This is a genomic window from Micromonospora sp. WMMD712 (assembly GCF_029581295.1).
Lineage (GTDB): Bacteria > Actinomycetota > Actinomycetes > Mycobacteriales > Micromonosporaceae > Micromonospora > Micromonospora carbonacea.
Genome location: NZ_CP120743.1, coordinates 1,207,320 through 1,227,646, shown reverse-complemented (window position 1 = coordinate 1,227,646; position 20,327 = coordinate 1,207,320). Strand labels below are relative to the sequence as shown.

General features: G+C 74.8%; 16 protein-coding genes. 9 read left to right on the top strand and 7 right to left on the bottom strand.

Going from position 1 to position 20,327, the window contains the following annotated elements:
* Positions 1–2: 2 nt before the first annotated feature.
* Both treY and treZ read left to right on the top strand, forming a co-directional pair.
* Positions 3–2,360, top strand: a complete 2,358-nt coding sequence (treY, locus tag O7633_RS04995) for a malto-oligosyltrehalose synthase (protein WP_282326350.1) — start codon at positions 3–5, stop codon at positions 2,358–2,360.
* Entirely contained in the window at positions 2,357–4,102 is a 1,746-nt protein-coding gene (gene treZ, locus O7633_RS04990; RefSeq protein WP_278135825.1) for a malto-oligosyltrehalose trehalohydrolase, read from the top strand. The genes treY and treZ overlap by 4 nt, the downstream gene beginning before the upstream one ends.
* A gap of 221 nt (positions 4,103–4,323) precedes the next feature.
* Here the strand turns inward: treZ and O7633_RS04985 are convergent, their stop codons facing one another.
* Positions 4,324–4,686, bottom strand: coding sequence for a hypothetical protein (locus tag O7633_RS04985; RefSeq protein WP_278135824.1), 363 nt, complete (start codon positions 4,684–4,686; stop codon positions 4,324–4,326).
* Between the two features lie 509 nt (positions 4,687–5,195).
* Here O7633_RS04985 and O7633_RS04980 point away from each other — a divergent pair.
* Positions 5,196–6,845, top strand: coding sequence for a pentapeptide repeat-containing protein (locus O7633_RS04980; RefSeq protein ID WP_282326348.1), 1,650 nt, complete (start codon positions 5,196–5,198; stop codon positions 6,843–6,845).
* Positions 6,846–7,008: 163 nt separating this feature from the next.
* Positions 7,009–7,617: a hypothetical protein gene (locus O7633_RS04975; protein ID WP_282326347.1), complete on the top strand. Its 609-nt coding sequence runs from the start codon at positions 7,009–7,011 to the stop codon at positions 7,615–7,617.
* Positions 7,618–7,756: 139 nt separating this feature from the next.
* On the opposite strand, the gene O7633_RS04970 is transcribed toward O7633_RS04975, so the two are convergent.
* Both O7633_RS04970 and O7633_RS04965 read right to left on the bottom strand, forming a co-directional pair.
* Positions 7,757–8,179, bottom strand: a complete 423-nt coding sequence (locus O7633_RS04970) for an SUKH-4 family immunity protein (protein ID WP_282326345.1) — start codon at positions 8,177–8,179, stop codon at positions 7,757–7,759.
* A gap of 89 nt (positions 8,180–8,268) precedes the next feature.
* Entirely contained in the window at positions 8,269–9,747 is a 1,479-nt protein-coding gene (locus tag O7633_RS04965; RefSeq protein ID WP_282326343.1) for a glutamate--cysteine ligase, read from the bottom strand.
* A gap of 180 nt (positions 9,748–9,927) precedes the next feature.
* Here O7633_RS04965 and O7633_RS04960 point away from each other — a divergent pair, with 180 nt between their 5' ends.
* Positions 9,928–10,266 (top strand): DUF3817 domain-containing protein, encoded by a 339-nt coding sequence (locus tag O7633_RS04960; protein ID WP_074473307.1) that lies wholly within the window; start codon positions 9,928–9,930, stop codon positions 10,264–10,266.
* A 78-nt stretch (positions 10,267–10,344) separates the two neighbouring features.
* On the opposite strand, the gene O7633_RS04955 is transcribed toward O7633_RS04960, so the two are convergent.
* Positions 10,345–10,881, bottom strand: coding sequence for a hypothetical protein (locus tag O7633_RS04955; protein WP_282326341.1), 537 nt, complete (start codon positions 10,879–10,881; stop codon positions 10,345–10,347).
* Between the two features lie 239 nt (positions 10,882–11,120).
* On the opposite strand from O7633_RS04955, the gene O7633_RS04950 reads away from it, so the two are divergent.
* The 4 genes from O7633_RS04950 (at position 11,121) to O7633_RS04935 (ending at position 16,652) form a co-directional block, all read left to right on the top strand.
* Positions 11,121–12,245: a Vms1/Ankzf1 family peptidyl-tRNA hydrolase gene (locus O7633_RS04950; RefSeq protein ID WP_282326340.1), complete on the top strand. Its 1,125-nt coding sequence runs from the start codon at positions 11,121–11,123 to the stop codon at positions 12,243–12,245.
* Positions 12,238–13,998, top strand: coding sequence for a thiamine pyrophosphate-binding protein (locus O7633_RS04945; protein ID WP_282326338.1), 1,761 nt, complete (start codon positions 12,238–12,240; stop codon positions 13,996–13,998). The genes O7633_RS04950 and O7633_RS04945 overlap by 8 nt, the downstream gene beginning before the upstream one ends.
* Positions 13,999–14,128: 130 nt before the next feature.
* Positions 14,129–15,517: a hypothetical protein gene (locus O7633_RS04940; protein ID WP_282326337.1), complete on the top strand. Its 1,389-nt coding sequence runs from the start codon at positions 14,129–14,131 to the stop codon at positions 15,515–15,517.
* 280 nt (positions 15,518–15,797) lie between these two features.
* Positions 15,798–16,652: a SigB/SigF/SigG family RNA polymerase sigma factor gene (locus O7633_RS04935; RefSeq protein ID WP_074473317.1), complete on the top strand. Its 855-nt coding sequence runs from the start codon at positions 15,798–15,800 to the stop codon at positions 16,650–16,652.
* 83 nt (positions 16,653–16,735) lie between these two features.
* Here O7633_RS04935 and ctaD read toward each other — a convergent pair whose 3' ends face one another.
* From ctaD to O7633_RS04920, 3 genes are all read right to left on the bottom strand, one after another.
* On the bottom strand, positions 16,736–18,739 hold the full coding sequence (gene ctaD, locus O7633_RS04930; RefSeq protein ID WP_282326335.1) for a cytochrome c oxidase subunit I: 2,004 nt from the start codon (positions 18,737–18,739) through the stop codon (positions 16,736–16,738).
* 146 nt (positions 18,740–18,885) lie between these two features.
* Positions 18,886–19,617 (bottom strand): ATP-binding protein, encoded by a 732-nt coding sequence (locus tag O7633_RS04925; protein WP_178065123.1) that lies wholly within the window; start codon positions 19,615–19,617, stop codon positions 18,886–18,888.
* A 116-nt stretch (positions 19,618–19,733) separates the two neighbouring features.
* Positions 19,734–20,186, bottom strand: coding sequence for a DUF4383 domain-containing protein (locus O7633_RS04920; RefSeq protein ID WP_282328470.1), 453 nt, complete (start codon positions 20,184–20,186; stop codon positions 19,734–19,736).
* Between the last annotated feature and the right edge of the window lie 141 nt (positions 20,187–20,327).

The following is a 20,327-nucleotide window of genomic DNA, read 5'->3' as shown; positions in this document are numbered from 1 at the left end:
CGATGCCCGACACCCCCCGCCTGCCCGTCGGCTCGACCTACCGGGTGCAGGTCCGCCCCGGCTTCGACCTCGACACCACCGCCGGCCTCGCCGGCTACCTGGCCGACCTCGGCGTCACCCACCTCTACAGCGCCCCGCTGCTCACCGCGACCCCCGGCTCGCAGCACGGCTACGACGTCGTGGACCACCGGGCGGTCAACCCGGAGCTGGGCGGCGAGGCCGCCCGGGTGCGGCTGGTGCGGGCGCTGCGCGCCGCCGGGCTCGGCCTCGTCGTCGACATCGTGCCCAACCACGCCGGGGTGGCCCGGCCGGCGGCCAACCCCGCCTGGTGGGACGTGCTGCGCCGGGGCCGCGACTCGGCGTACGCGCGCTGGTTCGACATCGACTGGGACCGGGGCCGGCTGCTGCTGCCCGTGCTCGCCGACGCCCCCGACGCCCTCGACGACCTCACGATCGCCGACGGGGAGCTGCGCTACCACGAGCACCGCTTCCCGATCGCCGACGGCACCGGCGACGGCAGCCCCGGGCAGGTGCACGACCGGCAGCACTACGAGCTGGTCTCCTGGCGGCGCGGCGACCGCGAGCTGACGTACCGCCGGTTCTTCGCCGTCGCCGACCTCGCCGGCCTGCGCGTGGAGGACCCGGAGGTCTTCGCCGCCACCCACGCCGAGGTCCTGCGCTGGGCGGCGGCCGGCGACGTCGACGGCATCCGCGTCGACCACCCCGACGGGCTGCGCGACCCCGCCGGCTACCTGGCCCGGCTGCGCGCCGCCGCGCCGCGGGCGTGGCTGCTGGTGGAGAAGATCCTGGAGTACGGCGAGGAGCTGCCCGACTGGCCGGTCGACGGCACCACCGGCTACGACGCCCTCGCCGCCGTCGGCGGCCTCTTCGTCGACGGCGCCGCCGAGGCCGACTTCACCGCCCTCGACGCCCGGCTCACCGGCCGGCACACCTCCTGGCAGGACCTCACCCACGCCACCAAGCTGGAGGCCGCCACCCGGCTGCTCGCCGCCGAGCTGACCCGGCTCGCCTCGCTCGCCCCCGAGCTCACCCCCGACTCCGCCCGCGCCGCCCTGGCGGAGCTGGCCGCCTGCTTCCCCGTCTACCGGGGCTACCCGCCGCACGGGGCCCGCCACCTCGCCGCCGCCCGCGCCGAGGCCGGCCGCCGCCGCCCCGACCTGGCCCCCGCCCTCGACGCGGTCACCCGCCGGCTCCGCGACCCCGACGACGAGCTGGGCGTACGCTTCCCGCAGCTGAGCGGCGCGGTGATGGCCAAGGGCGTCGAGGACACCGCCTACTACCGGTGGAGCCGGTTCGTCGCCCTCAACGAGGTCGGCGGCAGCCCCGCCCACTTCGGCACCCCGCCGGCCGAGTTCCACCGGTTCGCCGCCGCCCGGCAGGTGCGCTGGCCGGCGGCCATGACCACCCTCTCCACCCACGACACCAAGCGCGGCGAGGACGTCCGGGCCCGCCTCGCCGTGCTCTCCGAGCTGCCCGGGCGCTGGGCCGAGCGGGTCACCCGGTGGACCGCCGCCGCGCCGCTGCCCGATCCGGCGTTCGCCCACCTGCTCTGGCAGACCACCGTCGGCGCGTGGCCCATCGAGCGGGAGCGGCTGCACGCGTACGCCGAGAAGGCCGCCCGGGAGGCGTCGGTGGCCACCAGCTGGGCCGACCCCGACCCAGGCTTCGAGCGCGCCATGCACGCCCTGGTCGACCGCATGTACGACGACCCGGAGCTGCACGCCGAGCTGACCGAGTTCGCCGCCGAGATCACCCCCGCCGGCTGGTCGAACTCGCTGGGGCAGAAGCTCGTCCAGCTCGCCATGCCCGGGGTGCCCGACACCTACCAGGGCACCGAGCTGTGGGACAACTCCCTCGTCGACCCCGACAACCGCCGCCCGGTCGACTTCGGCGTACGCCGGGAGAAGCTGGCCCGGCTCGACGCCGGCCTGCGCCCGGCGGTGGACGCGTCCGGCGCGGCGAAGCTGCTCGTGGTGTCGCGGACGCTGCGGCTGCGCCGCGACCACCCGGAGCTGTTCGCCGGCTACCGCCCGGTGCCCGCGCACGGCCCCGCCGCCGCCCACGTCGTCGCCTTCGACCGAGGCGCCGCCGACCGGGGCGGCTCTTCTCCCGGCGGGCCGCACCGCGCCGGGGCGGTCGCCGTCGCCACCCGGCTGCCGCTGCGGCTGGCCCGCGCCGGCGGCTGGCGGGGCACCCGGCTGTCGCTGGGCGGCCACACTGTTACCGACGTGTTCACCGGGCGGGTCTACAGTGGCAGTGAGCTGCTGCTGGACGATCTGCTCGACACTCTCCCCGTCGCCCTCCTCGCACCCGCCGACTCCGTGGAGGCTGCCGCATGACCGAATTCACCGTGTGGGCGCCCGAGGCCGCCCGGGTCCGGCTGCGGCTGGCCGGCGACGCCGACGCCGCCGCCGACCACGAGATGCGCCCCGAGCCGGGCGGCTGGTGGCGGGTCGAGGTGCCCGGCGCGGGCCCCGGCACCGACTACGCGTTCGTCCTCGGCGACGACGACCGGGCCCTGCCCGACCCCCGCTCGCCCTGGCAGCCCGCCGGGGTGCACGGGCCGAGCCGCCGCTACGACCACGCCGCCCACCGCTGGGGCGACGCCGGCTGGACGGGCCGGCAACTGCCCGGCAGCATCCTCTACGAGCTGCACATCGGCACCTTCACCCCCGAGGGCACCTTCGACGCGGCGATCGAGCGTCTCGACCACCTCGTCGACCTCGGCGTCGACCTGGTCGAGCTGCTGCCGGTCAACGCCTTCAACGGCGAGCACAACTGGGGGTACGACGGGGTCTGCTGGTTCGCCCCGCACGAACCCTACGGCGGCCCCGACGGGCTGAAACGGTTCGTCGACGCCGCCCACGCCAAGGGTCTGGGGGTGATCCTTGACGTCGTCTACAACCATTTCGGGCCCTCCGGGGCCTACGCGCCGATGTTCGCGCCGTACCTGACCGAGCGGAGCAACACCTGGGGCCGCACCGTCAACCTCGACGGCCCGCACTCCGACGAGGTGCGCCGCTACATCGTCGACAGCATCGTGATGTGGCTGCGCGACTACCACGTCGACGGCCTGCGCCTCGACGCCGTGCACGCGATGCCCGACACCCGCGCCACCCACCTGCTGGAGGAGATCGCGGTCGCGGTGGAGGCCCTGTCGACCCGGCTGGGCCGGCCGCTGTCGCTGATCGCCGAGTCCGACCTCAACGACCCGCGGCTGGTCACGCCCCGCGAGGCCGGCGGGTACGGCCTGCACGCCCAGTGGAACGACGACGCCCACCACGCCCTGCACACCCTGCTCACCGGGGAACGGCAGGGCTACTACGCCGACTTCGGCTCCCTGGAGTGCCTGGCGCAGGTGCTGACCGGCGGGTTCTACCACGCCGGCACCTGGTCCAGCTTCCGCCAGCGCAGCCACGGCCGGCCCGTCGACCGGCAGCGCGTGCCGGGGCACCGCTTCGTGGCGTACCTGCAGAACCACGACCAGATCGGCAACCGGGCCACCGGCGACCGGATCTCCGCGACGCTGTCCCCGGCGCTGCTGCGCGTCGGCGCGACGCTGCTGCTCACCGGCCCGTTCACCCCCATGCTGTTCATGGGGGAGGAGTGGGCGGCCAGCACCCCGTGGCAGTTCTTCACCAGCCACCCGGAGCCGGAGCTGGCCACCGCCGTGGCCGCCGGCCGTAGGCGCGAGTTCGCCGCGCACGGCTGGCCGCCCGGCGACGTGCCGGACCCGCAGGACCGGCAGACGTTCGTGCGCTCCCGGCTCGACTGGGCCGAGCTGGACAAGCCCGAACACCGCCGGATGCACGAGTTCTACCGACGGCTCATCGCCCTGCGCAAGAGCGACCCCGACCTCTCCGATCCCCGGCTCGACGCCGTCGACGTGCGGCACGGCGACCAGTTCCTGGTGATGCGCCGGGGCGAGCGGATGGTGGTGGCGAACCTCGCCGGCCGGCCGCAGCGGATCACCCTGCCGGGGGTGGCGCGCCGGGTGCTGCTGACCACGGAGGAGGGCGTCTCGGTCACCCGCGACCGCATCGAACTCCCCCCGGAGTCGGCGGCGGTGGTCGCGTTGTGAGGGGAGCGGGGCTGTCGGCGTGATCGTCTGCTGATCAGTGAGACGACACGCCGGACGAGCTCTCCGGAAACAGCAGACGATCATGCCGCGTGCGGCTTCGCCCACTCCGATCGGTCCGGCGCCAGGGTCCCGATTTCCGATCGAATCGCGCGAACCACTCCCGCCCCATCCGGCCGGGTGCCCGGAGCGACGCGCCCCGGGCACCCGTGGTGGAGGCTGGATCAGAAGTGGGGATCGATGTAGGAACCCCAGGTCCAGTTGCCGGACGGGGAGATGACAAAATCATCGCTGATGGTGGCGTTGGCCCATCCCGAATGATCCGGGTCCAGCGTCGTCGTCTGCCGGTAGTACCCGTTCTTCGGGTCCAGGCAGGTCGTCCACGTGTAGGTGGTGGCGCCGAGGTACTGATCCTGGACCGAGCCGGGGTAGTAGTTGCCCCAGGTGTAGTCCCCCGCCGACAGGGTGATCCGTTTGCTGGTGCACGTGGTGGCCAGCGAGTCCGTGGGGGTGCTGGTGAGGTACTGGGTCTGCTCCAGGTAGGCGGTGTCGGCGGCCATGGCCGGGCTTCCGGTCAGCAGAATCATCGCTCCCGCCGACGCACCCACCAGAGCAATCGCCGATGGTATAGCTCTCATTCTCACAGGATCTCCCATCCCCGTAAATTCGCCAGGCTGGCAAAATGACAGTAATCGATATGATGCACAACTTCCATGATGGCGAAGGAAGTTCATAAACATTTATGAATTCGTTGGCATTCTTTCGTTCGCGGCAGGTTCTGTCTCGCGGGTCATGAGTGTCACCCGTCAAGCCCTGCATGGCGCGAGGTGATCTCAGGAACCGCGAGCGGGCAGTGCTGGCACCGTTGTTGCCGGCACAGCCCGTACGGGGTGGCCTGGTGGTGGACCCACCAGCACGCCGCCGGCAGGTCGACGATGACGGCGACCCGACCGTGTGCCGACGGACACGGCACAGGCCCCGAGTCTCCGGTGCCTGCGCCGATGTCGGTCGTTGCGGCTATCCTGCGCCGACGCGTCGGGGCCAACCCGGCAGCGGGGCCGGTGTGCGGGGCGGCCGTCGGGTGCGGAGGGGTCACGTGGTGGACGATGCGGCGGGCGTCGAGGAGTGCCGGGCTGCCGGCCGGCAGGTGCTGGTTGCGGCGGGTGGGCAGCGGGAGGCCGCCCTGGGGCGGCTCGCCGAGGTTGGCGCGGCCCACCCCGACCTGCGGCAGCATGCCGCCGACGCGGTGTGCGCATACCTGCGTACGCCGGCTGACGGTCCTGCCAACCTGGACGCCGACGGGCGGCGGGTGGCGGGGCGCGTGCTGGCCGGGCTGCTCCGGCCCGACGCGGGTGCGTCAACCGTCGGCGTCGACCTGGCCGGGGCGACCCTCGTCGACGCCGACCTCGGCGGCTGCGTGCTGGCCGGGGCCCGGTTCGACGACGCCCGTTTCCTCGGGACGACCTCCTTCGCCGGGGCCCGGTTCGCCCGCGAGGCGATCTTCGCTCGCGCGCTCTTCCACGGAGCTGCCCGCTTCGACGAGGCGCACTTCGCCGCCGACGCCGTGTTCGGGCGGGCCCGGTTCCGGGGGCCGGCGAGCTTCGCGGGCGCGGCGTTCGGCGGGCTGGCCTGGTTCGGGCGCGGCGAGGAGGAGTTCTGGGAGGACGACCCGGCCTGGGACACCATCGAGGAGGTCCGGCCCGCTGAGTGGGACGAGCCGAACGAGGACGACCCCGGCTGGCCGGTGGCGGTGCTGATGGGCGACTACCAGGAGTGGACCGAGGGCGGTGACGGGGCCCGCTTCGTCGGCCCGGCTTCATTCCGCCGGGCCCGCTTCGCCGGCCCCGCCTGGTTCTACAAGGCGCGCTTCGGGGCGGAGGCGACCTTCGGCGGGGCGTGGTTCAGTGGGCCCGTGCACCTGGACCAGCCAGCCGTGGACCTCACCGACGCCCGGTGGGCCGGCTCGGCCGACGACGAGCCGATATGCTGGCCCCTCGGCTGGACGTCGGAACTCGGCCTGGACGACGCGAACGAACCAACCGGTCCGCAGGGGCCGTCCGCCCCGGGCGACGCGGCGGTGCTCGTGCCCGACGGCTCCGTCGCGCCGTACGCCCGCCAGCTCGCCGACCCCGACCCCGATGTGCGCCGGGCCGGCCTGCGTATCCTCGGCGAGTTGGGCGACGCGCGACCGGAGCTGCGCCAGCGGGTGGTGGACGCCGTCTGCGGCTACCTGCGCGCCCCGCTGCCGTTCCACGTGACCGGCGAGCTGACCGCCGCGCAGGCCGGCGAGGTGGAGCTGCGCCGCGCTGCCCAGCGACTCCTCGCCGCACGCCTGCGCCAGGGGGCCAGTGCCCCGGGTGAGCCGGGCGGTTCGGGCAGGCCCGACGAGCGGAACGAGCCGGGCGGGCCGGACGAGCCGGGCGGGGCGGACGAGCCGGGCGGGGCGGTGCACTGGGCGGGCATGAGCCTGTCGCTGTGCGGCGCGACCCTGGTCGACCTCGACCTCAGCGGCTGCGCGGTGGACCACGCCGACTTCACGGCAGCCCAGTTCCACGGGGTCACCCGCTTCGACGGGGCCACGTTCGAGGGGGCCGCGTTCCGCCTTGGCGGCCCGGAGGGGCGCGCCTCGTTCCACGGCGAGGCCACGTTTGCGGGCGCGCGCCTCGACAGGTTCCGCACCCCGGCGGAGGTCCTCGGTGCGGTCGTCTTCCACGCCACCCACGACCTCCCCACCCCCTCCTCCTGAATCCCGCGCCCCGCCTGCACCCCCGTTCTCCGCGATCTTGCAGTTTCGGCCCCCGCATAACGGTGATAACGGGCGAACAGGGGGCCACAAGTGCAAGATCGCGGGGTGAGCGGGCGAGCGGAGGAGCGAGGGAGGGGCCTGGGGGGTGGGGTAGCGTCGCGGGGTGGGTGACGAGAGGGCCGCAGGGGCCGAGATAGGCGCAGGGGGCGAGCGGGCCGCAGGGGGCGAGAGTCTGCTGCTGGGGCGGATCGCCGGCGCGGCGTGGATCGTCGACCTGTTGCGCCGGTTCGACTTCGACCTGGACCGGGCGGCCGACGGGCCGCCGGAGGCGGTGCACCTGCCCAGCGGCGAACCCCTTGAGATGATCGCCGGGGACGCCTCGGGCGGGGCCTTCATGCTGGTGGGCACCAGCGTCGCCCGGCCCGTGCTGTACGTCGGCTCGGAGGGCGAGGGCGGGCTGATCGCGACCGACCTGCGCGCCGCCCTCGCGCTCGTCGTCGGGCTCTCCAGCATCCACGACGCGACGAGCGTCCCGTACGGCGACGACGGCGGCGCGCGGCTGCGGGAGTGGCTGGCCCGCGCCGACGAGGAGATCCGCGAGGACTGGCCGGAGCTGGACGCGGAACGGGCGCGGCTGCGGCAGGCGCTCGACCTGCCGGAGGCCGACGGGCTGCTGGAGGCGCTGCACCGCCTGGCGGCCGACGAGGACTACCGCCCGGTCAGCGACGCCGGCGACCGGTACGAACCGATGGTCGACCCGCCCGGTGCGTAGCCGCCCGGTGCGTAGCCGCCGGAGGTGCCGACCCTTCGAACCGCCCGCGTCGTCAGGCCGCCGAAGCGCCGCCCGCGTTCAGGCCGCCGAAGCGCCGCCCGCGCCGTCAGGCCCGTCGCCACCGGGGAGGGCCGACCCGTCAGGTCATCCCGTAGCCGAGTTCCTCGGCGGCCACCGACCAGAAGCGGTTCTCGTGGCCGACCGACGCCGGGTCGAGCTGCCGGAACCGGTCGGTGAGCCGCTCGCCGACCGCCTCGAGGTCGTCGTCGGCGTCGTCGGGCAGCGCGTGGGCCTCCGCACGGGCGGCCAGGTACGCCTCCGCGCAGGCGACGAACGCGGCGAGGGTGGAGTTCACCGGCTCGGATCCGTCGTCGTCGACGAGGGACACCGCACCCGTGGCCGGGTCGACGACGAGGCGGGACAGCCCCTCGTCCTCGGCGAGGACGACCCCGGCCGAGTCGACGCGGGCGGCCGGGAGCCAGTCCCCGGGGTAGGGAAGCTGCTCCCCGAGGGACCGCAGCCGGGCGAGGGCGACGTCGATCGCCGCGTCGGTGTTCGGCACCGGCCCACCCTAGCCCCGGGCACCGGCCCACCCTAGCCTTGGGCGCAGGCCCGTCGGCCCGGGACTCCCGGGTCGGTCCCGGGCCCGGTCTAGGGGATCGGCCACTCGTGGACGGGGCGGTTGCTGTGCATCAGCTCCACGTAGTGGCGGACGACCTCGCGCAGCGCCTCGGGCCGGTCCAGGTGGTCGGCGGACTCCAGCCGGTGCAGGGTCTCCACCTGCCAGGTCGCGCCGTTGCGGCCGGTCAGGCAGCGCTGCTCGATGATCCCGAGCAGCCGGTCCCGCTCGGCCGGGTCCAGCCCCCACCGGTCGAGGCCGTGGTGGGCCAGCGGCAGCAGCCGGCGCAGCACCAGCTCGGTGACCGGCAGGTAGCCGAGGCCGGGCCAGAACACCTGGGCGTCGATCCCGTGCCGGGCGCAACTGGTGAAGTTCTCCTCGGCGGCGCTGAACGACATCTGCGACCACAGCGGCCGGTCCGACTCGGCGAGGGCCCGGACCAGCCCGAAGTAGAACGCGCCGTTGGCGACGGTGTCGAGCACGGTGGGGCCGGCGGGCAGCACCCGGTTCTCCACCCGCAGGTGGGGCCGGCCCTTGTGGACGTCGTACACCGGCCGGTTCCAGCGGTAGACGGTGCCGTTGTGCAGCCGCAGCTCGGCGAGCTTCGGCACGTCGCCCCGGGCCAGGGCCTCGGCCGGGTCCTCCGGGTCGCACACCGGCAGCAGGGCGGGGAAGTAGCGCACGTTCTCCTCGAACAGGTCGAACACGCTGGTGATCCAGCGTTCGCCGAACCACACCCGTGGGCGTACCCCCTGGGCCTTGATCTCTTCCGCCCGGGTGTCGGTGGCCTGCTGGAACAGCGGGATGCGGGTCTCGCGCCACAGTTCCCGGCCGAACAGCAGCGGCGAGTTCGCGCCGAGGGCCACCTGGATGCCGGCGACGGCCTGGGCGGCGTTCCAGTGGTCGGCGAACTGCGCGGGGCTGACCTGGAGGTGGAACTGGGTGCTGGTGCAGGCCGCCTCCGGGGTGATGGTGTCGGCGGTGACCGCGAGCCGTTCCACCCCGCTGATGGAGATCCGCAGGTCCTCGCCGCGCGCGGCGAAGATCTGCTCGTTGAGCAGCTTGTAGCGCGGGTTGGCCGACAGCGTCTCGGCGGTCAGGTGCTCCGGGCGCAGCGTCGGCAGGATGCCGATCATGACCATGTGCGCGCCGACGCCCTGGGCCTTGGTCTCGGCGGCGTTGAGGCTGGCCCGCACGTGTTCCTCGAACGCGGCGGTGCCCGTGCCGGCCAGCCGGCGCGGCGCGACGTTGATCTCCACGTTGAACTGCCCCAGCTCGGTCTGGAAGCTCGGGTCGGCGATCGCGGCGAGCACGTCGGCGTTGCGCATCGCCGGCAGGGACCCGTCGTCGACCAGGTTCAGCTCGATCTCCAGGCCGGTCATCGGCCGTTCCACGTCGAAGCGGGACTCCCGGAGCATCTCGGCGAAGACGTCCAGGCACCGGTGCACCTTCTCCCGATAGCGCGCCCGGTCCTCCCGACTGAAGGTGCGCGCCGCGACTTCCTCGCCCATGGTCACCGCCCTGTCACCGTTGGTTCCCCCAACCTCGCACGCGGCGGCGGCCGGGGGAAGACCCGAAGGTCCCTCTACGTACCCACCTGTGGCCCGCGTGATCCCCGTCGCCTCCGCCTCCCGGTCGGCCGGGCCGTCGGGCGGGCTGGCTAGCATGGCCGGCAACCGGTGGGGGAGACGATGCGCGAGAAGATCACGAAGCTGTTCGTCGCGGCGGCGGTCGCCGAGGCGTGCTCCTGGCTGGCCCTGCTGGTCGGCATGGCCGTCAAGTACGGCCCGCCGGGCAACGAGATCGGCGTGAAGATCTTCGGCCCGATCCACGGCGGCCTGTTCGTCGCGTACGGCGTGCTGGTGCTGGCCGTCGCGCGGCTGCACCGGTGGCGGGCGTGGCCGACCCTCGTGGCGTTGGCCTGTTCGGTGCCGCCGTTCGCCACCCTGGTCTTCGAGCGCTGGGCGGCCCGTCGGGGCATGCTGCGCACCGCGCCGGCCCCGGAGCGCCCCCGCACCCCGGTCGGCTGACCGCCCGGCGCGCTTCCCGTCGGGCGGCGCGGGGCTCGGGCGAGCAGGACCGGCGCGCCTCCCGTTGGCGGCGCACGCTCAGGTGAGCAGGATCGCCACGCCGATCACGAGGACCAGCAGCGCCCCCAGGGCGGCCTGGAGCAGCAGCGGCGGCCCGAGGTGGCTCCACAGGGTGGCGTGGCGGGGGCGCAGGAGCTGCCCGGTGGTGAGGTTGACGATCTGCTCGACGCGCGGCGGCAGGTCGGGATCCTGCGGCTTGAGGGTGATCTGCACCCAGTCGGCCGGGTGCAGCGCGCTCTGCGCCAGGTGCCCGTGCAGCTCCACCTCGCACAGCTGGTCGTTGGAGTCGCGCAGCCGCAGCGGGGTGACCAGGAACTCCGGCCCCTTGCGCAGCTCCTTCCAGGTGCGCCGGGCACCGCCACCGCCGCTGGACAGCAGCGAACGGAACGCCAGCAGCAGCAGCCCCATCACGCTGGCGGCCGTCACCACGGCGACGAGCACGGGCTGGCCGATCTTCAGCTCACGCGGGTAGCCGTCGAGCAACCGGACGACGCGGCCGGTGACGATCCGCTGCGTCGGGCGAGCGATCCGCCGGTAGTCGAGGTCGCCGTCCATTGTCCACCACCGAGAGTCGTTCACCACGGAGAGTCCGATTCGCTACACCGATCGTATCCGCCGGGGCGGCCGAACGACATGAATGAACGCGAGTCATGTTCGTGGCGGGTCGCGGCGGCGGGAGCCGACGCCGGCCGCCGGCGGAAGCAGCAGGCCAGGCGACCGGGTCGGCCGACCGGGTCAGGTGACAAGGCGACCGGCGCGGGTAAGCGGGGGGCCGAGCCGGAAAGGGGTCGAGCATGCAGCTGTCCTTCCTGCGTCCGCTCTACGACCGTCCCGGGCCGTGGTGCTCGGTCTACCTGGACGCCTCCCGGGACACCCACGACGCCCGCCCCGCGCTGGACCTGCGCTGGCGGGCCATCGCGGGGCGACTGCTGGAGCAGGGCGCCGACGCGCCGACCGTGGACGCCGTCGAACGCGTCGTCCGCGGCCACGACCCGATGCCGGGCGACTACGGCATCGCCGTCTTCGCCACCGGGGGCCGGGCGGTGCTCACCGAGTACCTGTCCGCCCCGCCGCTGCGGGACCTGGCGACCGTGTCGGAGCTGCCGCACACCATGCCGTTGCTCGCCCAGCGCGGCGAGCAGGTCGCCTGGGTGCGGGTGCTGGCCGACCGCAGGGGCGCGGACGCCGTGGCCGTCAGCGCCGGCGGGGTGCCGCGCCGCGCCCACGTCACCGGCCGGGAGGACTTCCCGCTGCGCCGCGTCAACGCGGGCGGCTGGTCGCACTCGCGCTACCAGCGGGCCGCCGTGGAGGCCTGGCACCACAACGCCGGCGACGCGGCGGCGGCCACCGTGGAGCTGGCCGAGAAGGTCGGCGCGGAGGTGGTGGTGGTCGCCGGCGACGTGCGGGCCACCGGCATGATCGCCGCCCAGCTTCCGGAGCGCTGGCAGGACGTGCTGGTGCGCACCGACGCCGGGTCGCGGCACGCCGGGGCGGACCCGGCGCTGATGGACGACGTCACCGTGCAGACCATCGCCGAGGTGGCCGACCAGCGGGTCACCGCCGCGCTGGACCGCTTCGGCGTCCAGGAGGACGTCGGGGCGGGCCTGGACGCCGTCGTGTCGGCGCTGCGCCGCAACCAGGTCGACACGATGCTGATCGTGGACGACCCGTCGTCGACGGCCCAGCTCTGGGTCGGCCCCGAGCCGACCGACATCGCCACCGACGCGGGCCAGCTCACCGCCGTCGCGGTGGCCGACCCCCAGCGGGTACGCGCCGACGCGGCCCTGGTGCGGGCGTTGGTCGGCACCGACGCGGAGCTGACCGTGCTCGCGCCGGACGAGGCGCCCGAGCTGACCGACGGGGTGGGCGCGGTGCTGCGCTACGTCGACGCCGCCACGCCCGGCCGCTCACATGGCTGAGCGTACGGTCGCCGACCTGGTGGTGGAGCGGCTGCGGGCGTGGCGGGTGCCGCGCGCCTTCGGGTGCCCGGGCCCCGCCGTCGCCCCGGTCGTCGCCGCCCTCGACCGCGCGGGCGGGGACCCCGAGTTCGTCCCCGCCCGGCACGAGGAGACGGCCTCGTTCATGGCCAGCGGGCACGCCAAGTTCACCGGCGAGATCGGGGTCTGCCTGGCCACCCAGGGCCCCAGCGCGGTGCACCTGCTCAACGGCCTGTACGACGCGAAGCTGGACAGCAAGCCGGTGGTGGCGATCGTCGGCGAGGACATCGACGGCCCGCTCGGCGGGGCCCACGAGGAGATCGGCCTGAGCCGCCTCTTCGGTGACGTCTGCAACCAGTTCGTCCGCTACGGGCGCACCCCGGGCCAGGTGCCGGCCGTGCTGGACCAGGCGTTCCGCACCGCCGCCGCCACCCGCAGCCCGACCTGCGTGGTGCTGCCCCGCGCGGTGCAGGTCGCCCCGGTGCCCGACCTGGTCCCGCAGTTCGCCGGGGTCGTGTCGGCGACGCCGGGGGAGCCGCTGGCGCGGGTGCTGCCGCACGACGCCGACCTGGCCGCCGCCTCCTCCCTGCTCGGCATCGGCGACCGGGTGGCGATCCTGGTCGGGCAGGGCGGGCACGGCGCGGCCGCCGAGATCGTGGCGCTGGCCGACCGGCTCGGCGCGGGGGTGGCCGCCAGCCTGCTCGGCAAGCCGGTGCTCGACGAGCGGCTGCCCTTCCACGCCGGCGTGCTCGGCGAGGTGGGCACCACCGCGGCGGCGCAGCTCATGGGCGGCTGCGACACCCTGCTGCTGGTCGGCACCAACGACCCGTGGACCGACTACTACCCGCTGCCCGGCCAGGTCCGCACCGTCCAGATCGACATCGACGGCCGGCGGATCGGCAACCGGTACCCGGTGGACGTGCCGCTGGTCGGCGACGCCACCGAGACGCTGCGGGCCCTGCTGGCGCGCGTCCCGGACCGGCCGCGGCGGGCATGGCGGGAGACGGTGGAGGCGTCGGTGGACCGGTGGCGTCGGGCGGCGGCGGCCCGCGCCGCCGAGCCCGCCGGGCCGGTCAACCCGCAGCTCGTGCTGCGCGAACTCTCCGCCCGGCTGCCCCGGGAGGCGGCCGTCGCCGTCGACGTGGGCTCGGTCGTCTACTGGTACGCCCGGCATCTGGAGCTGCCGCCCGGCGTCACCGCGCACCTCTGCGGCACCCTCGGGTCGGCCGGCTGCGCCCTGCCGTACGCGGTGGCGGCGAAGCTCGCCCGCCCCGACCGGCCGGTGCTCGCCCTCGCCGGCGACGGCGCGATGCAGCTCAACGGGCTGGCCGAGCTGATCACGGTGGCCCACCACTGGCGGGAGTGGCCGGATCCCCGGCTGGTCGTGCTGGTGCTCAACAACCGCGACAACTCGGGCGTGGGCGACGGCCGCCCGCCGTCCGGGGTGGCCGACCGGCGTCCCGACGTCCCGTACGCCGGCTGGGCCCGCCTGCTCGGCCTGCACGGGGTCCGGGTGGACCGGCCGGAGCTGATCGGCGCGGCCTGGGACGAGGTCCTCGCGGCGGACCGGCCGAGCGTGCTGGAGGCCGTGGTCGACCCGACCGTGGCGCTGCGCCCCCCGGAGCCGGCCCTGGCGGACCTGCGCGGCCTCTTCGCCGACGGCGAGGCGGCCCGGCGGGTGCGCGGTCGGATGCTCGACAACCGGGTCGCCGTCGAGGCGGAGGACCTCGTTTAGCGGACGACCCGCCCAGCGGGCACGCGCGGTGGCGGACGCCCCGTTTAGACCCCATCGGGACGGGAAGCCGGGCCGCGTGGTGAGCGAACGAGGCGGGTCCGGACCGACGCACACGGCGCGCCGGGACCTCATGGCGGACGGGGCCGGACTTGCCGGCGACCGGGTGATGACGGCGGGCAGCACGGCCCGGATCATGGTCGCCGCGGCGGTGCGGGCGCTGCGCGGGGAGGACTGCGCCGACCTGCGGAACCCGGGCGCGCCGTCCCGCTTCACCGGGGCCCCCGAGCCGGTGCGCCGGGGCGCGGCGGCGCGGGCGGCCGGACGGGTCGCCCTCACCCCCGAGCAGGCGGCCGAGGTCGACGCCGAGCGGGTCGCCCGGTGGATCGTCGACCAGTACCCGCGCCGGTGCTACCCGGGCGTGGTGCTCGGGTCGCCGCACGGCGCGGCCGTGCACCTGGCGGTCGCCCTCGGGGTGCCCTGGCTGCCGGCCGCGTTCGAGACGACGGTGCACTGGAGCGGCGGCGCGGTGGACCGGCCCGACGCGGCCCTCGACCACGGCGCCGCGCTCGCCGGCCGGCTGCTGGCCGGCAACCCGGACGTGCACGTGCGCCAGGTGCACTGCCCGGCCAGCCGGGGCCCGCTGTCCGGGGCGACCGTCTCCCTCCTGGTGCGCTGGCAGTCGCTGCCGGCGGCGTACGCCCGGTTCCTCGCCGACCGCCTCGCGCCCGACGGCCCGGTGCTGCTGCTGCGCGACGCCCGCACCTGGCCGGTGTACGACGCCGGGCGGGGGCACAGCTTCCAGGCCGGCTCCCCGGCCAGCGGCCTGGACCCGGCGGACTTCGACCCGGACTCGCACGCCCTGCGCCAGGTGCTCCGCTCCGTCGGCGGCGACGGGGCCCGCTGGCAGCCCCCGGCGGTCTCCTGCCCGCGGGGATACGCCGAGCACGGCGTGGAGCCCGGTTTCGAGCTCGCCGTCCGGGACTGGGCCGGGCGGCGCGGGAACGGGGTGCACCGGGTGCTCGTGCCCCGGCCGGAGGCGCTCAGCGCCGCCGTCGCCGACCTGTACCGGGGATGGCTGCGGCGTGCCGGCAAGACGGGCGACCGCCTCGTGGTGGAGTGCGGGCGGCTGCTCGACCCGTGGCAGGTGGTGCGGGCGGGGCTGGTGCCGTACTGGTGCGAGAACGCCACCCGGCGCAGCGTCGACGCCGCCGAGTGGTGGCTGGCCGGCAGCGAGCCGTTCAGCTCCGTGGACGTGCTCCCGGAGTCGCCGGGGATGCGCTCGCCGGCCCTCGCGGGCCTGCCGCAGTGGCTGGCCGTGGCCGCGTTCGGCCGCCGTCGCCGGGCCCTGGACCGCACCGCCGCCCGGGGCTACCCGGTCGCGGCCGTGCCGACCCGCCGGGCCACCGAGGTGCTCCGCGCCCAGCCGTACGACCTGCCGGCCCCGCCGCCGCTGCCCGCCGCGACCGCCGTCGAGGCGTTCCGGGCCGGCGGCGCCCGGCAGGGCCTGGTGGTCGGCTGACCGGTCCGTCCGCCGGCCCGCCGGCCGCCGCGCCACCGGCGCGCCGCAGTCGCCCGCACCGACCGGCCGAAACATCCTCGCGAACCCGGGCCGGCGTGATTGAGTACCTACGGAGCGGGAACACCGCTGGCTGCGACGGCCCGGCCAGGCTGCGCAGCCCGCTGTCGCCGCTCCTCGACGGATCCCGTCATGTGACCCACTTCCGGCCCGGTGCGTGGCTCGACCACGCGCACGTCCGGTTTCCCGACCCGGGCGGGGGACCTTCCTGAGGGAGGCGCGGATGTTCGGACAACCCAGCACGACCACGGCACCACCCCCCACCGACCGGGGGCTGGAGGACCTCGACGCGGCGGCGCTGGCGTACGCGGCGCGGATCGAGGGCCTGCCCCCCGAGCGGCGGCAGGAGGCCCGCGACGACCTGGTGCGCTTCGCGTTGCCGTTCGCCGGGCGGCTCGCCCGCCGCTACCGGGGGCGGGGTGAGCCGCTGGAGGACCTGGAGCAGGTGGCCCGCCTCGGGCTGGTCAACGCGGTCGACCGGTACGACCCGGAGCGGGGCTCGTTCACCGCGTACGCGGCGATCACCATCGTCGGGGAGATCAAGCGCCACTTCCGGGACCGGACGTGGGGGGTGCACGTGCCCCGCCGGCTGCGCGACCTGATCCTGGAGGTGGGGCAGGCCACCGCCGCGCTGACCAGCGAGCTGTCCCGGGCCCCCACCGTCGCCGAGCTGGCCGAGCGGCTGGAGACCCCGCAGGAGGAGATCCTCGCGGCACTGGAGTCGGCGGCCGGCTACAGCCCGGCCTCGCTCAACGCGCCCGTCGGCGGGGAGAGCTCCGCCGAGTTCGGCGACCTGGTCGGCGAGAGCGACAACGCGCTGGAGTCCGTCGACGACCGGGTGACCGTCAGCGGGCTGCTGCACCGGCTGCCCTGGCGGGAGCGGCGGATCCTGGCCATGCGCTTCTACGGCAACCAGACCCAGGCCGAGATCGCCGCCCGGTTCGGCATCTCCCAGATGCACGTCTCCCGGCTGCTGTCGCGGGCGCTGACCTGGCTGCGGCAGGCGATGCTGGCCGACGCCCCGCCGCCGTGGCAGAACGGCCCGGCCGAGACGGAACCGGTGACCAAGCGCGGCTGAGGCGCAAGGAAGGGCCCCCTCTTAACGCCTGAGGTAGAGAGGGGCGCCCTTCTCACACCCCGGACCCCGTCGCGGGGGCGGGCTCAGCGCTCCGTCGAGTCGCCGCGGCTGTGCGGGTGCCGCCAGCGCTCGTTCTCCTGCGGGGCCCGCTCCGCGCCGAGCCCGCCCACCTCCGGCTCGTCGGTGGCGTCGAAGCTGGGCCGGCGGACCTCCTCCGGTTCCGGCACGTCCACGGGCCGCGCGCCCGACTGCGGCGCGGGCTGGTACGCGACGGCCTCGCGGGCGCCGTGCGCGCCCTCGGCCGCCGGCGACTCGGGCAGGTGCCGCTCGTGGTGCAGCTCCTCGGCGAGGCTCTGCGGCGGCTTCGTGGCCCGCTGCGGCAGGTCCCGGCCCAGGTCGGCGACGAGGCGGCCGTACTTGGCGTCGAAGGCGGGGCGCTCGGAGCGGATCCGGGGCATCCGGTCGAAGTTGCGCAGCGGGGGCGGGCAGGTCGTGGCCCACTCCAGCGAGTTGCCGAAGCCCCACGGGTCGTCGACCGTCACCATCGCCCCGTACCGCCAGGACTTCCACACGTTGTAGATGAAGAACAACGTGGACGCGCCGAGCACGAACGACCCGACCGTGGAGATCATGTTGAGCGTGGTGAAGCCGTCGCCGGGCAGGTAGTCGGCGTACCGGCGGGGCATGCCCTCGGCGCCGAGCCAGTGCTGCACCAGGAACGTGGCGTGGAAGCCGACGAACATCGTCCAGAAGTGCAGCTTGCCCAGCCGCTCGTCGAGCAGCCGCCCGGTCATCTTCGGGAACCAGAAGTAGACCCCGCCGAACGCGGCGAAGACGATGGTGCCGAACAGCACGTAGTGGAAGTGCGCCACCACGAAGTACGAGTCGGTGACGTGGAAGTCGACCGGCGGGCTGGCCAGCAGGACCCCGGTGAGCCCGCCGAGCAGGAACGTGACCAGGAAGCCGACGGCGAAGAGCATCGGCGTCTCGAAGGTGAGCTGCCCCTTCCACATGGTGCCGATCCAGTTGAAGAACTTCACCCCGGTGGGCACCGCGATCAGGTAGCTCAGGATGCTGAAGAACGGCAGCAGCACCTGGCCGGTGGCGAACATGTGGTGCGCCCAGACGCTCATCGACAGCACGGTGATCGCGACCGTGGCCAGCACCAGCCCGGTGTAGCCGAAGATCGGCTTGCGGGAGAAGACCGGGATGATCTCGGTGATGATGCCGAAGAAGGGCAACGCCACGATGTAGACCTCGGGATGGCCGAAGAACCAGAACAGGTGCTGCCACAGCATCGGGCCGCCGGTGGCCGGGTCGAACACGTGCGCGTCGAGCAGCCGGTCGGCGGCCAGGGCGAACAGGGCGGCGGCCAGCAGCGGGAAGACCAGGATCACCAGGACGCTGGTGAGCAGCATGTTCCAGGTGAAGATCGGCATCCGGAACATGGTCATGCCGGGGGCGCGCAGGGTCAGGGTGGTGGTGATCAGGTTGACCGCGCCGAGGATGGTGCCCAGACCGGAGACGGCCAGGCCGACGATCCACAGGTTCCCGCCGATGCCGGGGGAGTGCTCCATCCGGCTCAGCGGCGTGTACGCCGTCCAGCCGAAGTCGGCGGCCCCGCCCGGGGTGGCGTAGCCGCCGACGACCATGGTCCCGCCGAACAGATAGAGCCAGTACGCGAAGGCGTTGAGCCGGGGGAACGCCACGTCCGGCGCGCCGATCTGCAACGGGACGATGTAGTTGCCGAACGCGAACACCAGCGGTGTCGCGAACAGCAGCAGCATGATCGTGCCGTGCATGGTGAACGCCTGGTTGTACTGCTCCGGGGAGAGGAACTGTAGGCGCGGCCGGGCCAGTTCGGCCCGCAGCAGCAGGGCCAGCACCCCGCCGATGATGAAGAAGACGAACGAGGTGACCAGGTAGAGCAGGCCGATCTGCTTGGCGTCTGTCGTCCCGAGCAGCTTGATCAGCTTCGCGCCGGGCAGCGCCGGGCGGACCGGGCCGGGAAAGCCGCCGAAGCGGGCCGGCGCGAGGATCGCGGGCCCCCGGTCTCGGGCAGGCTCCGTGGTTACCCGCTTGGGCATGCTTCTCACCCCGTCGGTGGCGACAGAAAGGGACGGGCGTGCCTACCCGCCCCTCTCCCTATGTAACCAGGCGAGAGCGGTAATTTCGGTCAATTCGCGGGCGACGCGGTCCGACAGCCGCCGGCACAGCCGCCGGCACAGCCGCCTCAGGTGGCGGGCAGCATCGCCCAGACCACCTTGCCGTCGACCACCGGCGCGCTGCCCCAGCGCTGGGTCAGCTCCCGCACCAGCAGCAGGCCCCGGCCGCCCTCGGCCCGCAGATCCGTCCGGGTCGCCGCCCGCGCCGCGGCCCGGCTGCCGTCGGCGACGGCCACCTGCAGGTACGGCCGGCGCAGGGTCAGCGTGACCTGCATCGGGGTGCCGGCATGTCGTACCACGTTGCCGACCAGCTCGCTGAGCACCACCGAGGCGGGGCCGACCAGATCCGGCAGGTGCCAGCGGCCGCACGCGTCGGCGACCAGCTCCCGGGCCCGCCGGCACGCGCCCGCCACCGGCTCCAGGCGCATCCGCAGCCGGGGCGCGGCGGCCGCCCCCGCCGTCCGGGCCGCCTCGGCGCAGTCCCGCTGCACCGGCAGCCCCCGGCACGCCGCCGACCCGGTCAGCCAGCTCGCCGCGCGCGCCGGTGGCGCGCAGAGCACGACGGGCACCGCCGGCCAACCGGCCGCCCGGCGGGCCGCGGCGGCGAAGACCGACAACGCGAGCCCGTCACGCACGGTGAGGTCGTGGAGGTCGACCACCAGCGCGTCCGGCTGGGCGGTGAGGCAGCGGTCGAGCACCCGGTGCACCGTCCGCATGGTCGCCAGGTCGAGCGCGCCGGCGACGCGTACGACGGTCACCGGCGACTCGTCGCGGACCTCGCAGGTGATCCGGCTCGGCATTGCGCGGTCCTCGTTTCCGTCTCGGGGTGACCCGGACGTACCCGGCGCGACGCCGGGCGAAACGGGACCGCTGACGGGCGCAGCAGGACGGCGGGCGTGGTCAGCGGCGTCGGCGGTCAGCGGCGTCGGCGGTCACGCGTGGTGAGCACGCCGAGCGCGATCATGCCGGCGCCGAGGAGCAGGTGCAGCCAGTTGTCGGCGTCGTTGACCGGGATGAAGTTGGCGCCGCTGCCGTGGTCGACGGCCAGGCCGTAGAGCCACAGCACGAGGTAGACCGCCCCGCCGCCGATCAGGAACGTCCGCGCCCCGTCCCAGGTGCGCGACAGCGCCAGGCCGGCCAGCCCGAACGCCAGGTGCACGGCGTTGTGCAGGACCGAGACCTGGAACACCCCGAGCAGCTTCGCCCCGGAGCCGTGCCCGGCGAAGCGCAGGTCGCCGAAGCCGGTGGTGATCCCCGGGACGAAGCCGAGCAGCCCGACCAGGAGGAAGACCACGCCGACGGTGGCGGCGGCGCGCCGCACCGGCGCCCGGCCGTCGGCCGGGTTGCGTCGGGCCCGCGCGTGGGCCATCGGACCGGCCACCCCCGACCTCCTCACCGCGACTGCCCGACCGCCGGGCGGGCGCCCCCCTCGGTCGGGCGGTCGCGTTCCCGCCACCGCCCCGGGCAAACGCGGGCGATCCGAGCAGGCAGTGTTAACAGGGGGCCCCTG